The following is a 15,193-nucleotide window of genomic DNA, read 5'->3' on the forward strand; positions in this document are numbered from 1 at the left end:
TTCGGTCGTCCCGGCCGGTGGATCGCTCCACGCGGCCGAGACGGCGAACCTCGTTTCCCGGATCGCTCGATGCGGTCCGGGGTGTCGCCGTCGGGGTTCACCGGTTGCCCGGCGGGTCAGACGAACCCCGGCGACGACCGAGAGTCGCACACGAAAGCGACGTGGGTCACTTCGTGTCGATGATCCGGTTCAGCATGTCCTTGAGCTTCGGATCGGGCAGGAACTGGTCGTAGAGGGGCTTCATCGCGGCCTGGAACGGCGCCTTGTCGACGGTGATCACCTCGACGCCGGACTTCAGGATGATGGCCTTGGAGGACTCTTCGAGCTCGGCCCACAGCTTGCGCATGTAGGGCACGGAGTCCTTGGCGGCCTTGCGGACCGCGGCCTTCTCTTCGGCCGTGAAGCCGTCATAGACCTTCTTCGACATCAGCAGCACGTCGGGCGACATGGAATGGTCGCTCAGCGTGTAGAACTTGGCCACCTCGTAGGCATGCGAGGTCTGGTAGGTCGGCCAGTTGTTCTCGGCGCCGTCGATCAGGCCGGTCTTCAGACCGGTGAAGACTTCGCCGGTCGGCATCGGGGTCGGGTTGGCGCCGAGCAGCTTCATCATCGCCACCCAGACGTCCGACTGCTGGACGCGGATCTTCAGGCCCTTGAGGTCGGCCATGCTGCGGACCGGGTTCTTGGTGTAGAACGACCGCGAACCGGAGTCGTAGAAGGCCAGACCGATCATGCCGTGAGCGTCGCAGTCGGCGAGGATCTCGTCGCCGATCGGGCCGTCGAGGACCTTGTGCTGATGCTCGAGGTCACGGAACACGAAGGGCAGCACCGGGACGGTCATCGCCGGGCAGATCGTGTTGAGCGTGCCGGCGCTGACCCGCAGGAATTCGATCGCGCCGAGCTTGATCTGCTCGATGGTGTCCTTTTCCGAGCCGAGCTGCGAGCTCGGGAACACCTTGATCGTGTACTTGCCGTTGGTCGCCTTGCTGAGCTGCTCGCTGGTGAACTGGATCGCCTTGACGGTCGGGTAGTCCGGCGGCTGAACTTCGGCGGCCCGGAACTCACGCGCCTGAACCTGGGCGGTCCCGAGGGCGAGCGCGCCCGCCAGGGCGGCCAGGACCAACTTCTTCGCGAACTTCATCGATATTTCCTCCGTCTTCTTTTCATGTGCGTCGCATGACGCCATGTCCGTCGTGGATCCGCGAGACCCTCGCAAAATCCCTAGCGCTCGACCGCGACCACTGCGATGTCGCAGTCGGAGACGCCCGAAAAGACGATGCGGCCGTGTGAGCCCGGTCGCACCGTGTGGATACCGGTGGTCATGCCGGTGAGGACCACGTCGCCGGCCGCGAGATGGCGGCCGCGCGTCGCGAGTTGTTCGGCGAGGAACCTGAGGGCGCCGAGCGGCCCCCCGGGCACCGAGGCCGCAGACCCCTCCCCTTCGACGACGCCGTCGACCAGCATCTTCGAGGCGAAGGCCGCGGGAGCGGTCGTACGCCAACCGGGGAGCTCCGGTCCGACGACCGCGCCGGCGTTGTTGCCGTGGTCGCAGACGACCGCGACGGGGCCGATGTCGTTGAGGGTGGGCAGCGGGCTGGAGGCGACCTCCGAGCCCGCATGGAGCGAGGCGAGCGCCGCGAGGATCGTGGCGTCGTCGAAACCGTCGGGGCCGGGCTCGAGATCGCGGGCGAAGCGCGCCGCGAATTCCGCCTCCAGCGCCGCGAAGCCGCCGTCGTAGACCGTCACCGTGGCGCCGCCGCCCTGCGGCAGGTCGTGCACGACGTCGGCGTAGATCGGTCCGCAGATTCGGTCGGCGCCGAGGTTGGCGCGCAGATCGGGGCGGATCATCGCCACTTTCCAGCCGGCCAAGCGGCGACCGCCGAGGGCGATCGCCCGCTCCTGGACCCGATAGGCGTCGGCGAGCGACGTCGGCAGCGGTCCCGGAAAGGCATCGAGGATTCGCGCCTCGCGCCGTGCGGCCACGAAGGCCGCGGCGATGGCGTCGATATCCGGCTGCGAAAGATGCATATTGGCTGTTCCTCTCCGCCGCGGGTCATTGCTGGTCCTGCCGGGACCGTGATCCGTCGTTTTGATTTTTGGTATGGTACGCCATTCCCAAGTGGCCGGCTAGTGTGGTATGGCAGATCTCGTCAGAGATTTCCAGTGGTCAGTGGCCTTACCACTTTACCAGCCTCTGCGCAGATCGGGTAAAATGCAGATGAGAAGTGCTGTGGCCGGCCAGGGGCCGGACATTCTCGAGCAAGTTGCGATCGCCGGCGCCGAAACGGCCGCTCGGCGGGTCGAACGTGCGATCCGCAAAGCCATCATAATGCTCGAATTTCCGCCCGGCGCATCGCTGTCGGAGAAGGATCTGGCGGAGCATTACGGCGTGTCGCGCCAACCGGTGCGCGAGGCCTTCATCGCGCTCGCCCGCGCCGAACTGGTCGAGATCCACCCGCGCCGCGGTACCTTCGTGGTCAAGATCTCCAGCGAACGCATGCGCCAGGCGCGATTCGTGCGCGCGTCGCTCGAGGTCGCGGTGGTCCGCGCCGCCGCCACCGGCCCCTTCGATCCGAAGGTACGCGAACGCATCGAGCGCCTGCTCGACGCCCAGGAAGAGCTCGCCGCCGACCGCGCCCACTACCCGTTCCAGCGCGCCGACGAGAACTTCCACCGGGCGCTCGCCGAGGGCGCCGGCTTTCCCACGGCCTGGGACGTGATCGACGACATCAAGGCCCACATGGACCGGGTGTGTCACCTCACCCTGCCGCTGCCGCACACCACGCCGCTCCTGCTGCGCCAGCATCGCGACATCGTCGCGGCGATCGACGCCCGCGATCCCGACGCCGCCGAACGCGCCATGCGCGACCATCTCGAAGAGATCCTGCGCGCCCTGCCCGAGATCGAAGCCGCGTACGGCGACCTCTTCGCCTGATCATCGCCGCCCGCCGGCCCCGCCCGAATTCGTCGTCATCCTCGAAAGGACCCGACATTGGATAACCGTCACGCCGTCCATTACACTCAGGCCGAGACGCTCGGCACCGAGGAGCTGCGTCAGCACTTCCTGATCGAGAAGCTGTTCGTTCCCGGCGCCATCTCCGCCACCCTGACCCACTATGACCGTCTGCTGCTGCTCGGCATCATGCCGACCACCACCCCGCTCGCCTTCGGCGAGGCCGAGGCCAAGCCGGTCGGCACGTCGTTCTTCCTGGAGCGGCGCGAAGTCGGCTTCATCAACATCGGCGGCCCGGCCCGCATCGTCGCCGACGGCACCACCTGGGAGATCGGCTTCCAGGAGGCGCTCTACCTCGGCATGGGCATCCGCGAGGTGTCCTTCGCCAGCGTCGATCCGGCCAACCCCGCCAAGCTCTACGGCGCCTCGGCCCCGGCCCACGCCACCCATCCGACCCGCAAGGTGACGATCGACGAGGCGTCGCCCGCCCCGCTCGGCGCGCAGACCACGGCCAACGCGCGGACGATCTACAAGTATTTCCATCCCGGCCTGCTGCCGACCTGCCAGCTGGTGATGGGGCTGACCCGCCTCGAGCCGGGCAGCATCTGGAACACCATGCCGGCGCATACCCACGATCGCCGCATGGAGGCCTACCTCTATTTCGAGCTGCCCGCCGACGCCTTCGTCGTCCACCTGATGGGCCGGCCGCAGAACACCCGCCATCTGATGATCCGCAACGAGCAGGTCGCGGTGTCGCCGCCGTGGTCGATCCACAGCGGCGCCGGCACCTCGGCCTATGCCTTCATCTGGGCCATGGCCGGCGACAATCAGTCCTTCGCCGACATGGACCACATCCCGATGGGAGAACTGCTGTGAGCGGTACCAATCTGTTCGATCTGACCGGCAAGACCGCGTTGGTCACCGGTTGCCGCGCCGGTCTCGGCCTCGGCATGGCCAAGGCCCTGGCCTCGGCCGGTGCCGACATCGTCGGGGCCGACTACATGGAAATGGGTCAGGCCCAGGCCGAGATCGAGGCGATGGGGCGCCGGTTCCACGGCGTCGTCGCCGACTTCGGCAAGCCGATCGACTTCCATGCGATGGTGGCGAAGATCGAGGCGGACTTCGCGCCGGTCGACATCCTGATCAACAACGCCGGCATCATCCGCCGCGCCGACGTCCTCGAGTTCACCGAAGAGGACTGGGACGCGGTGATGAACATCAACATCCGTGCCGCCTTCTTCATCGCGCAAGCCGTGGCCAAGCGGATCGTGGCGCGCGGTGTGCCGGGCCGGATCATATCGACCGCCTCGCTGCTGGCCTTCCAGGGCGGCATCCGGGTGCCGTCCTATACCGCGTCGAAGCACGGGATCGCCGGCATCACCAAGCTGCTCGCCAACGAGTTGGCCGGCAAGGGGATCACCGCCAACGCCATCGCGCCGGGCTACATGGCGACCGACAACACCACGGCGCTGCGCGCCGACGCAGTGCGCGAGCGCCAGATCGTCGAACGGATTCCCGCCGGTCGCTGGGGCCTGCCCGAAGATCTCGCGACCACGGTGCTGTTCCTCGCCTCGCCGCACTCCGGCTACGTCAACGGCATCGTCGTGCCGGTCGACGGCGGCTGGCTGGCGCGCTGACGCGTCGGTCATCGCAGGATACGCGAAGGGCGCCGGGCAACCGGCGCCCTTCGGCGTTCAGGAACCTGTGCGGAAACCGCCGATTCAGGCCAAGGGATCGAACGGCACCAGCGGCCGATTCTTCTCGACCGGCTCGGCGACCACCCGTCCGTGCACTTCGCGGATGAAGCGGCCGGCGCGCGAGCGGAACAGATCGAGCGACTTGGCCGGCACCCGCAGGCTGAGCGAGGTCGCGCCGTCGAGATCCTCGCGCGCCACGACTTCCGCCGAGCGATAGAGCCAAGCCTGCAATTCGCCTTCGGCCGCCGGGATCTCGACGCGGAACACCGCGCGGTCGCGGTTGAGCCGCTGTTCGACGAGCTCCAGCAGGGCCGGGACGCCGTCGCCGGTCACCGCCGAACACGGGGCCGCGGTCGGCCCGTCGAGCGCCGCCCGCGTCCCCTCGTCGAGGAGCAGGGCGCGCCGTTCGGGGTCGAGCTTGTCGATCTTGTTCCACACTTCGACGACGCGGTCGCGATCGGTGACGTCGACCCCGAGCTGGGCCAGCACCGTCTCGACGTCCTTGGCCTGGGCGGCGCTGTCCTCGTGGGAAATGTCGCGGACGTGGAGGATCAGATCGGCCTCGATCACCTCTTCCAGCGTCGCCCGGAAGGCAGCGACCAGGGTGGTCGGCAGATCGGAGACGAAGCCGACGGTGTCGGACAGGATCACCTCGCCGCCGTGCGGCAGGCGCACCTGACGCAGCGTCGGATCGAGGGTCGCGAACAGCAGGTCCTTGGCGAAGACGTCGGACGAAGTCAGGAGATTGAACAGGGTCGACTTGCCGGCGTTGGTGTAGCCGACCAGCGCCACGACCGGATGCGGCACCTTGCGGCGGTTCTTGCGATGGAGCGCGCGCGTCCGGGCGACGCTCTCGAGATCGCGCTCGAGCTTGGCGATGCGCTCCTGGATCTGCCGCCGGTCGGCCTCGATCTGGGTTTCGCCGGGGCCGCCGAGGAAGCCGAAGCCGCCGCGCTGGCGCTCCAGATGGGTCCAGGACCGCACCAGCCGGCTCTTCTGATAGGTGAGATGGGCGAGCTCGACCTGCAGCCGCCCTTCCTTGGTCTGGGCGCGCTCGCCGAAGATCTCCAGAATCAGGCCGGTGCGGTCGAGCACCTTGGCGCCCCAGGCCTTCTCGAGATTGCGCTGCTGGATCGGGGTCAGCGGATGGTCGACGATCACCAGCTCGATGGTGTCGGCCTCGATCATCGCCTTGATCTCGTCGACCTTGCCGGTCCCGAACAGGGTGGCCGGCCGCGGCGCGGTGATCTTGACCGTCGGATCGCCGATGACGTTCAGTTCGATCGCCCGGGCCAGTCCGACCGCCTCTTCACGACGCGCATCGAGCGAGCGCGGGGCCACCGTCCCTCCCCCGACGTCGCCGCGATGATGCGGCGGTGTGCGCCACGGCACCACCACCAGGGCACGCGTCGGCTGACGGTCGCGGGCCATGGCCTTCTGCGTCCGTTCGTTCCGGCGTTCCCGATCGGTCTCTTCCGAGCCGTCGTCTGGATCGCTCAAAGGCGGCTGTCCTGGGTCAAGCGTCTTCCGAGGGTTCGAACAACTGCACCGGTCCGCCCGGCATCACGGTCGAGATCGCATGCTTGTACACGAGCTGCGAGTGTCCGTCGCGACGCAGGAGGACACAGAAATTGTCGAACCAGGTCACGACTCCCTGCAGCTTGACGCCGTTGATGAGGAAGATCGTCACCGGGGTTTTGTTCTTACGAACGAAGTTGAGGAACGTGTCCTGGAGATTGGGAGCGCGGTCCGCCATATGTTACGACCTCTTTTGAATTCGATTTTGTGTCGCGAGGTTCCCGCCACGTAGCGAGCGGGTTGTCACCCGTTCGTCACGGGCGCCTCGGGGTCCAGCCATACAAGATAGAGCGGCACACCGGCTTCGAACAGTCTGCTGTGCGCATGGCTGCCCGAGAAGTGCGCAATTGCAACAGTTGCCGGTCGATTGTGCTTCCCGCGCAACGGCGATGCAGCGAAACCACGGGCGGCCGCCTTCGCAATCCCCCGTCGCGCCGTCGACGGCGATTCTCCGATCAACCGACCCCGAGCGACTTCAACTTGCGGTGCAGCGCCGAACGCTCCATGCCGACGAACTCGGCGGTGCGCGAGATGTTGCCGCCGAAGCGGTTGATCTGGGCCACCAGATATTCGCGCTCGAAGATCTCGCGGGCGTCGCGCAGCGGCAGGCTCATCAGGTGCTCACCGCCGGTCGAAGTCGGCAGCGCCGGCAACATCGCGCCGATCTCGGCCGGCAACAGGTCGGCGGTGATCACCGCGTCGGGGTCGCCGCGGGTCAGAATCAACAGCCGTTCGACGTTGTTGCGGAGTTGCCGGATGTTGCCCGGCCAGTCGTGGGCCTGCAGCACCGCCATGGCGTCCTCGCCGATCTTGCGGATCGGCAGGCCCGAGGCGCGCGAGATCTGCTCCATGAAATAATCGACGAAATGCGGGATGTCGTCGCGTCGTTCGGCCAACGACGGCACCCGGATCGGCACCACGGCGAGGCGGTGGAACAGGTCCTCGCGGAACCGCCCTTCCTGGATTTCGCGCGGCAGGTCGCGGGCAGTCGAGGAGACCACACGCACGTCGACCTGGACCTTGGTCGAGCCGCCGACCCGGGTGAAGCTCTGTTCGACCAGGACCCGCAGGATCTTGCTCTGCGTCTCGCGCGGCATGTCGGCGACTTCGTCGAGATAGAGGGTGCCGCCGTGGGCCTCCTCGAGCGCACCAATCTTGCGCCCCGCCCCGGTGTCCTGTTCGGTGCCGAACAGCTCGACCTCCATGCGGTCGGGGGTGATCGCCGCGGCGTTGAGCGCCACGAAGGGGCCGCTCGCCCGGAGCGACATGGCGTGGATGGTGCGCGCCGCCATCTCCTTGCCCGAGCCCGAGGGGCCGGTGATCAGGATGCGGCTGTTGGTCGGGGCGACCCGCTCGATCTGCTGGCGCAGTTGATGGATGGTGGTCGAGGTGCCGAGCATCTCCTGCGAGGCGCCGGTGCGCTCGCGCAGTTCCTTGACCTCGCGCTTGAGTTTCGACGCCTCGAGCGCCCGCTCGGCGATCAGCACCAGCCGATCGGCCTTGAACGGCTTTTCGATGTAGTCGTAGGCGCCGCGCTTGATCGCCGAGACCGCGGTCTCGACGTTGCCGTGGCCGGAGATGATCACCACCGGCAGGTCCGGGTGCTGGCCCTTGACCACGTCGAGCAGCGCCAGCCCGTCGAGCCGGCTGCCCTGCATCCAGATGTCGAGAAACACCAGCGACGGTCGCCGCTTCTCGATCGCCGCCAGGCATTCGTCGCTGTTGCCGGCGGTCCGGGTGCCGTGGCCCTCGTCCTCGAGGATGCCCGAGACCAGGTCGCGGATGTCTTTCTCGTCGTCGACGATGAGGATGTCAGACGCCATCTGTGGGCACTTCGCTGTCGGTTGTGGAAATGGAAGCGGTCGGAGCAGGCGCGGAGGGCGGAAGGGTACGGGTCGAGGTTTCGTCTTCGGGCACGCCGGCTTCCGGCAACAGCAGCCGCACCAGGGTGCCGCGGCCGCCGGAGGCCACGGCGGGCGCATCGACCAGATCGATGCGACCGCGATGGTCCTCGACGATCTTGCGGACGATCGCGAGCCCGAGGCCGGTGCCCTTCTCGCGGGTGGTCACGTAGGGCTCGAGCAGACGGTGACGGTTCTCGGCGGGCAGGCCGATGCCGTCGTCGATCACCTCGACGACGATGCCCTCGGGCGTCCGTCGCAGACGCGCCTCGACGTGGCCGCCCGCTCCGCCGTCGCCGGTCACCGCCTCGATCGCCTCGCAGGCGTTCTTGACGATGTTGGTGAAGGCCTGGAGCAGCAGCCGCTGATCGAAGCGCCCGAGCACCGGGATGTCGGGCAGATCGGTGTGGAAGACGATGTCGGGCTTGGCCACCGCCATCAGGAATACCGCCTCGCGCAGCGCCTCGCCAACGTCCGCGGCGACCAATTGGGGCTTGGGCATCCGCGCGAACGAGGCGAACTCGTTGACCATCCGCTCGATGTCGCCGACTTGACGGATGATCGTGTCGATGCACTGATCGAACACCCCGCGGTCGTCCTCGATGCGCTTGCCGTAGCGCCGCTTGAGGCGCTCGGCGGAGAGCTGGATCGGGGTCAGCGGGTTCTTGATCTCGTGGGCGATACGCCGCGCCACGTCGGCCCAGGCCGAGGAGCGCTGGGCGGCGACCAGATCGGTGATGTCGTCGAGCGTCACCACGTAGCTGCGGCCGATGGCGTCGGAGGCCTCGCGGGTCAACCGCGCCGTGATCGTCTGTTCGCGGCCCGCCCGGCGCAGCGTGATCTGCCCCTGATGCGGTCGCGGCGTCTCGTCGCCGAGCGCCGCCTCGAGGATCGGCCCGAGTTCCGGCGCGACCTCGAAGACCCGCGCGCCGATCAGGTCGGCTTCGGGGGTCGCCAGCAGCGTCGTTGCGGTGCGGTTGGCCAGCGTGATGCGGCCCTCCGCGTCGATGCCGAGCACCCCGGCGTCGACCCCGGCCAGCACCGCCTCGGTGAAGCGACGGCGCCGGTCGATCTGATCCTTGGCGGCGATCAACTCGGCGCGCTGGCCGCGCAATTCATTGGTCATGGTGTTGAAGGTCTCGGCGAGATGGGCGAGGTCTCCCTCCTTGCGCCGCACCGGCACCTGCACCGCCAGATGGCCCTTGGAGACGTAGTCGGCGGCGAGGATCAGCCGGCGGATCGGCGACACCAGCCGATTGGCGAAGCCGATGCCGATCCAGATCGCGGCGATCAGGAAGATGAAGGCGACGCCGACGAAGATCAGGCCGAAGGCCAGTTGCGCACCGAAGCGGCTCGATTCGAGCTGGCGATAGTCGCCCGCCGCCGCCTGGGCCTGATGCAGCGGCCCGAGCACGACCGGATCGAGCGGTCGCGTCACGTAGAGATAGGTGTCCTCGAATTCGCCGAGCTTGGTGATCACGCCGACCTGGCTGGACGCCCCGGGGGTCAACACGATCGGCTCGCCCTGGGCCGCCTCGACCATCGCCTCGGGCGGCGGCATCAGAGGCTCCGTCCATTCCGGGGCCAACAGGGTTCGGGTGATGATCGTGCCGTCGGCGGCGAGCAGGAACACCGCCGGCAGGCCGCGCAGCCGCGCCTGGGTCATCATCAGCGCATCGAAGCGGTCGGGCTCGCTGTCGTAGAGCGCCTTGGCGCGGTCGACGTCGGTGGCCATGGCGATGGCGTCGGCGCGGATCGCCCGGCCGTGTTCGCGGATATAGGCCTCGCCGACCTGGGCGGCGCTCTCGACGATGGTCCGGGTGCGGTCTTCGAACCAACGGTCGAGGCCGCGGTCGAGGGTCACCGAGGCGAGGATCGCGACGATCAGCGCCGGCGCCGCGGCGACCGCCGAGAACACCCCGATCACCCTGAGATGCAGGTTGGCGGCGGCGCGGCCCGCTCGCCAGGCGACCCACAGGCCGACCAGTTCCCAGGTGATCAACCCGGTCAGGACCGCCAGGAACACCGCGTTGACGGTCAGGGTGACGCGCACCACGGCGGAGGTCGGGACGATCCGGGTCATGCCGGTGAGGATCGCGAAGGAGGCGACGACGGTCGCCAGGGCGATCACCGTCAGCACCAGCCCGAGCTTGCGCATCCGTCGCGTCGCGTCGCCGACGGGGGCGATCGCCATCTTCGGGATGGTCAGAATCGGCTGCTGGTCCAAAGCGTACTCCCACCGCACGACGCGACGCCGCTCGCGCGGGGAATCGCCGGCCCTGTCTCGCCCTCTATTGTTGCCGAATTACGGCAGTGTTGCCACGACACAACAGCGCCTGCGGCAACCGGTCAGGATCGGTGGAGCCCGGCGGCGGCGTCCCAGGCGGTGCGCAGGCCGAAGGCGACGAAGATCAGCCCGATCGCCCGCGAGATCGGCCCGCGGAAGCGCAGGAACGCCCGCCCGACCGCCGGAAGCCCCGTCCAGGCGACGGTCAGCCCGTCGCCGATCGCCATGCCGAGGGTGGTGGCGGCGAACAACAGGCCGGCGTCGGCGAGGGTCAGGCTCGGCCCGGCCCCGACCGACAGGGCGCCGTACATGGCCAGCGAGAAGGGATAGGCCTTGGGATTGGTCAGCCCGAAGATCATACCGGTGCGGATCGGTCGTTCCGCGCCGATCACCGTCGCGTCGGCGGAGCCGCCGCCGCCGCGCAGGGCGCGAAGCCCGAGGTGGACCAGATAGAGGCCGCAGATCAGGCCGAGCAGATGGAACAGCTCCGGGCCGAGCCGGCTCGCCCCGAGCAGCGCGGCGAGCGCCAGCGCCGACCAAGTGACGTCGCCGACCCCGTGGCCGAGGAAGAAGGCGAGGCCGCGCCGGCGCCCGTGGGTGGCGGAGAGCCCGAGCACCGCCAGCGTCGCCGGTCCGGGGGTGACGACATAGACGACGCCGGCGGCGACCGCGGTGAGGAACAGGCTGAGGGTCATGGTCCGGCTCCGGTTCGGGGGCGTCGCGCGACGGCGGCGCCCTGCCCCCCTCCCTGTCCCTCACCCTCCGAGGGGGAGGGAACGCTGGGGAGATCACCTTCGAAAATGCTCGTTCGGTCCCCGCGGGCATCGTCCCCTCCCCCCTTGTGGGGGAGGGACAGGGAGGGGGGTACGCGGCGCCCCAGCAGTGGAATTACGCCGACGTGGCAACGGGTTGATTCTTCCCGCACCCCCCTCTCCGTCTCTCCCCCACAAGGGGGGAGAGGGCGCTGGGGAGGTCGCCTTCGAACCACTCGCGCCGTCGCCTTCCGATCACCCTCGCCCCCACGTCCCCTCGCCCCTAGAGGGGGAGGGACAGGGAGGGGGCTCGGCGTCTCCATACGGCACGCCGCCCATCCCTCACCGCGACGAGCGGATCACCTGGACGTCGAGGTCGCGGATCTTCTTGCGCAGGGTGTTGCGGTTGACCCCGAGGAGCTCGGCCGCCTTGATCTGGTTGCCCCGCGTCGCCGCCAGCGCCGCCGAGATCAGCGGATATTCGACCTCGCGCAGGATCCGGTGATAGAGGCCGGGGGGCGGCAGGTTGTCGCCGAAGCCGGTGAAATAGGCGTTGAGATGCCGCTCGACCGAGGCCGACAGGCCCTCGTCGCCCGGCTTCTCCTCGGGCATCGACGACAGCACCGGCTGGGCCAGCTCGGTCTCGATCACCGAGGCGGCGATCACGTCCTGCGGGTAGAGCGCGGCGAGGCGGCGGATCAGGTTCTCGAGCTCGCGGATGTTGCCCGGCCAACGATAGCGGCGCAGGCGCTCCAGCGCGGCGTTCTCGATCTGCTTGGCCGGCAGACCCTCCTTCTCGGCCTGGGAGAAGAAGTGGCGGACCAGATCGGCGATGTCCTCCGAACGCTCGCGCAGGGGCGGCAGGCGGATCGGCACGACGTTGAGGCGGAAGTACAGGTCCTCGCGGAACAGGCCCTGGTTGATCAGCTGACGCAGATCCTTGTTGGTCGCGGCGACGATCCGCACGTCGGTCTTGATCGCCGTGCGCCCGCCGACCGTGGTGTATTCGCCCTGCTGCAGCACCCGCAGCAGCCGGGTCTGGGCGTCCATCGGCATGTCGCCGATCTCGTCGAGGAACAGCGTGCCGCCCTCGGCCTGTTCGAAACGCCCGGCCGAGCGCGAGGCGGCGCCGGTGAAGGCCCCCTTCTCGTGGCCGAACAGTTCCGATTCGATCAGATCGCGCGGGATCGCCGCCATGTTGATGGCGACGAAGGGCCCGGCCCGGCGCTTGCCGTAGTCGTGCAGCGCCCGCGCCACCAGTTCCTTGCCGGTGCCGCTCTCGCCGGTGATCATCACCGTCAGGTCGGTCTGCATCAGGCGGGCGAGGACCCGGTAGATGTCCTGCATCGCCGGCGAGCGCCCGACCAGCGGGATCGCGTCGGCCTCGGCGTCGCTGTCGTCGACCACCCGCTTGTGCTTCGGCTCGGCGAGCGCCCGGCCGACGATGGCGATCAGCTCCTTCAGGTCGAAGGGCTTGGGCAGATATTCGTAGGCGCCCCGCTCGGAGGCGCGGATCGCCGTCATGAAGGTGTTCTGGGCGCTCATCACGATCACCGGCAGATCGGGCCGGAGCTTCTTGATGCGCGGCAGGAGGTCGAAGGCGTTCTCGTCCGGCATCACCACGTCGGTGATCACCAGATCCCCCTCCCCTTGCGCGACCCAACGCCACAGCGTCGCGGCGTTCGAGGTCAGGCGCACTTCGTAGCCGGCGCGCGACAGCGCCTGATTGAGCACGGTGCGGATGGCGGCGTCGTCGTCGGCGACGAGAATGTTGCCGGAAGGCATGACCGTATGTCCTCGTCAGATGTCAGAAACCGCCACGCGTCTTGTCGTCCCTGGCGCCGCTGAAGGCGGGCATCAGGATCCGGAAGACGGTGCGACGGGGCTGGGATTCGCATTCGACCACGCCACCGTGGTCACGGATGATCTTGGCGACCAGGGCGAGGCCGAGGCCCGAACCGTTGGTCTTGGTGGTCACGAAGGGGTCGAACAGATGTTCGATCAGATCGGCCGGCACACCGGGGCCGTTGTCCTTGACGCAGAACTCGAGGGCCAGCGTCACCTTGTCCTTGGAGCCGGGCACCGACAGGCGGACGCCGGGCCGATAGGCGGTGGTCAGGATGATCTCGGCGTCCGGCTGCTCGCCGAGCGACTCGCAGGCGTTCTTGACCAGATTGAGGAACACCTGGACCAATTGGTCGCGGTTGGCATAGACCGGCGGCAACGACGGATCGTATTCCTCGACGATCCTGACCGAGCGTCCGAAACCCGATTGCGCCAATCTCTTCACGTGATCGAGCACGGTGTGGATGTTGACCGCGTCGCGCTCGACCGGGCGATCGTCGGAGAACACCTCCATCCGGTCGACCAGTTTGACGATCCGGTCGGCCTCGTCGCAGATCAGCCGGGTCAGCGCCCGATCCTCGTCGCCGGCCGACTGCTCGAGCAACTGGGCGGCGCCGCGGATGCCGGACAGCGGGTTCTTGATCTCGTGGGCGAGCATCGCCGCCAGCCCCGACACGGTGCGCGCGGCGCCGCGATGGGTCAGCTGGCGGTCGATCTTGTCGGCCATCGAGCGTTCCTGGAGCATCACCACCACGGCGTCGGGACGCTCGCCGAGCGGCGCGGCGTAGATGTCGACCATCTTGTCGCCGGGCAGGCGCGGGCTCTCGATGTCGACGCGGTATTCCGACACCGGCGCCTGACGGTCGCGCACCTGATTGATCAGTTCCAGGAGCGGCGAGCCGAAGGGGATGAAATAGCTGATCTTGTGGCGGCGCATGAAGCCGACGCTGGCCTGGAAGAAATGTTCGGCGGCGTCGTTGGCGGCGATGATCATGCCGGCCCCGTCGACGGTGATCACCGGATGCGGCAGCGCGTTGAGGACCGAGATCGGCGTCGCGGGCACGGGCGTGACGGGCGCCGGGGCGGAGTCGGTGTTGGTCATGCGGCACTCCTTGCCGACAGATCCGCGAACAGGCATTCGATCAGACGGATCGCCCGGACGGGATCGTCGGCGGTCAACAGGGCTCGGCGGTCGGCGGCCGCGACGGGCGCCGCACCGGCGGATTCGGCGGCGTCGAGATACCAGGCGAGATGCTTGCGCGCCGCCTTGACCCCGACGAAGCGGCCGTGATGGGCGATCATCGCCTCGTAATGTTCGGCGACCAGGGCGGCGAGCGCCGCGCCGCTCGGTGCAGGCACCTCGGGTCGTCCCGCCAGCGCCGCCGAGATCGCTCCCGGCAGCCACGGCCGACCGCAGGCGGCACGCCCGATCATCACCCCGTCGGCGCCGGACGCGAGAAGCGCATCCTCGGCGGTTTCCGGCGAGGCGATGTCGCCGTTGACGATCAGCGGAATGGCGATCGCCGCGCGCACCGGCCGGACCGCCGCCCAGTCGGCTTCGCCTTCGTAGAACTGATCGCGGGTGCGGCCGTGGACGGTGACCATCGTCACCCCTTCGGCCTCGGCACGACGAGCGAGCTCGGGCGCCACCAGCGCCGAGCGGTCCCAGCCGAGCCGCATCTTGACGGTCACCGGTACTGCCACCGCGGCGCGCACCGCGACGATGATCGCCGTCGCCAGATCGAGGTCGCGCATCAAGGCGGCGCCCGACCAGCCGTTGACCACCCGTTTGGCCGGGCAGCCCATGTTGAGATCGATCACGTCGGCGCCGGCGTCGACCGCCATCTTCGCCGCCCGCGCGGTCTGGGCCGGCTCCCGTCCGGCGATCTGCACCACGTGGCAGGCGAGCCCTTCGCCCGCCAGCCGCACCGTGGCGTCGACGTCGCCGACCTGCAGCGCGTCGGAAGCGACCATCTCGGTCACCACCACGTCGCAGCCGAAGCGCGCCGCCAGCCGGCGGAAAGGCAGATCGGTGATGCCCGACATCGGCGCCAGGAACACCGGACGACGGTGAGTCCAGCGACCGAGCACCACGGGACGGTCGACCGTCCGGGGGGCTTCCGTCTCCGGTTGCGGAGAATGCCTGCTCATTCGCTGTGCATCGTGGGCCATCGGCCACA

13 protein-coding genes are annotated in these 15,193 nt (G+C 68.5%); 3 read left to right on the top strand and 10 right to left on the bottom strand.

The genetic code is table 11. From position 1 onward, the window contains the following. Nucleotides 1–166: 166 nt before the first annotated feature. Together EYW49_RS12765 and EYW49_RS12770 are read right to left on the bottom strand one after the other, a co-directional pair. Nucleotides 167–1,141, bottom strand: coding sequence for a TRAP transporter substrate-binding protein (locus EYW49_RS12765; RefSeq protein WP_131309965.1), 975 nt, complete (start codon nt 1,139–1,141; stop codon nt 167–169). An 80-nt stretch (nt 1,142–1,221) separates the two neighbouring features. After that, the gene (locus tag EYW49_RS12770; protein WP_131309966.1) at nt 1,222–2,028 is read right to left on the bottom strand and encodes a 2-keto-4-pentenoate hydratase; all 807 of its coding nucleotides are present in this window, start codon (nt 2,026–2,028) and stop codon (nt 1,222–1,224) included. A gap of 190 nt (nt 2,029–2,218) precedes the next feature. Here EYW49_RS12770 and EYW49_RS12775 point away from each other — a divergent pair, with 190 nt between their 5' ends. The 3 genes from EYW49_RS12775 to kduD are packed head-to-tail and all read left to right on the top strand — an operon-like array spanning nt 2,219 to nt 4,590. Beyond that, complete coding sequence (locus EYW49_RS12775) at nt 2,219–2,935, top strand: GntR family transcriptional regulator (protein ID WP_131309967.1); 717 nt, start codon at nt 2,219–2,221, stop codon at nt 2,933–2,935. Between the two features lie 57 nt (nt 2,936–2,992). Further along, complete coding sequence (gene kduI, locus EYW49_RS12780; protein WP_131309968.1) at nt 2,993–3,829, top strand: 5-dehydro-4-deoxy-D-glucuronate isomerase; 837 nt, start codon at nt 2,993–2,995, stop codon at nt 3,827–3,829. After that, complete coding sequence (gene kduD, locus EYW49_RS12785) at nt 3,826–4,590, top strand: 2-dehydro-3-deoxy-D-gluconate 5-dehydrogenase KduD (RefSeq protein WP_131309969.1); 765 nt, start codon at nt 3,826–3,828, stop codon at nt 4,588–4,590. Before kduI ends, kduD begins: the two co-directional genes overlap by 4 nt. Before the next feature lie 84 nt (nt 4,591–4,674). Here kduD and hflX read toward each other — a convergent pair whose 3' ends face one another. The 8 genes from hflX to dusB all read right to left on the bottom strand — a co-directional run bounded on the left by hflX (nt 4,675) and on the right by dusB (nt 15,164). Further along, complete coding sequence (hflX, locus tag EYW49_RS12790; protein ID WP_131309970.1) at nt 4,675–6,081, bottom strand: GTPase HflX; 1,407 nt, start codon at nt 6,079–6,081, stop codon at nt 4,675–4,677. Nucleotides 6,082–6,166: 85 nt separating this feature from the next. Next, nucleotides 6,167–6,406 carry an RNA chaperone Hfq gene (hfq, locus tag EYW49_RS12795; RefSeq protein ID WP_131309971.1) on the bottom strand — a complete coding sequence of 80 codons (240 nt, stop codon included), beginning with the start codon at nt 6,404–6,406 and terminating at the stop codon, nt 6,167–6,169. 277 nt (nt 6,407–6,683) lie between these two features. Further along, complete coding sequence (gene ntrX, locus EYW49_RS12800) at nt 6,684–8,051, bottom strand: nitrogen assimilation response regulator NtrX (RefSeq protein ID WP_131309972.1); 1,368 nt, start codon at nt 8,049–8,051, stop codon at nt 6,684–6,686. Further along, nucleotides 8,041–10,356: a sensor histidine kinase NtrY-like gene (locus EYW49_RS12805; protein ID WP_206365460.1), complete on the bottom strand. Its 2,316-nt coding sequence runs from the start codon at nt 10,354–10,356 to the stop codon at nt 8,041–8,043. Before EYW49_RS12805 ends, ntrX begins: the two co-directional genes overlap by 11 nt. Before the next feature lie 122 nt (nt 10,357–10,478). Beyond that, the gene (locus EYW49_RS12810) at nt 10,479–11,111 is read right to left on the bottom strand and encodes a LysE family translocator (RefSeq protein ID WP_131309973.1); all 633 of its coding nucleotides are present in this window, start codon (nt 11,109–11,111) and stop codon (nt 10,479–10,481) included. Between the two features lie 399 nt (nt 11,112–11,510). Then, nucleotides 11,511–12,953: a nitrogen regulation protein NR(I) gene (ntrC, locus tag EYW49_RS12815; RefSeq protein ID WP_131309974.1), complete on the bottom strand. Its 1,443-nt coding sequence runs from the start codon at nt 12,951–12,953 to the stop codon at nt 11,511–11,513. Nucleotides 12,954–12,975: 22 nt separating this feature from the next. Then, entirely contained in the window at nt 12,976–14,115 is a 1,140-nt protein-coding gene (locus EYW49_RS12820; RefSeq protein WP_131309975.1) for a two-component system sensor histidine kinase NtrB, read from the bottom strand. Next, on the bottom strand, nt 14,112–15,164 hold the full coding sequence (gene dusB / locus EYW49_RS12825; protein ID WP_131309976.1) for a tRNA dihydrouridine synthase DusB: 1,053 nt from the start codon (nt 15,162–15,164) through the stop codon (nt 14,112–14,114). The genes EYW49_RS12820 and dusB overlap by 4 nt, the downstream gene beginning before the upstream one ends. Between the last annotated feature and the right edge of the window lie 29 nt (nt 15,165–15,193).

The sequence above is a fragment of the Siculibacillus lacustris genome (assembly GCF_004328075.1).
Lineage (GTDB): Bacteria > Pseudomonadota > Alphaproteobacteria > Rhizobiales > Ancalomicrobiaceae > Siculibacillus > Siculibacillus lacustris.

Excerpts from the sequence above, each read along its gene's own strand:
- hfq (WP_131309971.1), bottom strand. The coding sequence starts at position 6,406 with ATGGCGGACCGCGCTCCCAATCTCCAGGACACGTTCCTCAACTTCGTT.
- dusB (WP_131309976.1), bottom strand. The coding sequence starts at position 15,164 with ATGAGCAGGCATTCTCCGCAACCGGAGACGGAAGCCCCCCGGACGGTC.
- hflX (WP_131309970.1), bottom strand. The coding sequence starts at position 6,081 with ATGGCCCGCGACCGTCAGCCGACGCGTGCCCTGGTGGTGGTGCCGTGG.
- EYW49_RS12820 (WP_131309975.1), bottom strand. The coding sequence starts at position 14,115 with ATGACCAACACCGACTCCGCCCCGGCGCCCGTCACGCCCGTGCCCGCG.
- ntrC (WP_131309974.1), bottom strand. The coding sequence starts at position 12,953 with ATGCCTTCCGGCAACATTCTCGTCGCCGACGACGACGCCGCCATCCGC.
- EYW49_RS12765 (WP_131309965.1), bottom strand. The coding sequence starts at position 1,141 with ATGAAGTTCGCGAAGAAGTTGGTCCTGGCCGCCCTGGCGGGCGCGCTC.
- ntrX (WP_131309972.1), bottom strand. The coding sequence starts at position 8,051 with ATGGCGTCTGACATCCTCATCGTCGACGACGAGAAAGACATCCGCGAC.
- EYW49_RS12810 (WP_131309973.1), bottom strand. The coding sequence starts at position 11,111 with ATGACCCTCAGCCTGTTCCTCACCGCGGTCGCCGCCGGCGTCGTCTAT.
- EYW49_RS12775 (WP_131309967.1), top strand. The coding sequence starts at position 2,219 with ATGAGAAGTGCTGTGGCCGGCCAGGGGCCGGACATTCTCGAGCAAGTT.
- EYW49_RS12770 (WP_131309966.1), bottom strand. The coding sequence starts at position 2,028 with ATGCATCTTTCGCAGCCGGATATCGACGCCATCGCCGCGGCCTTCGTG.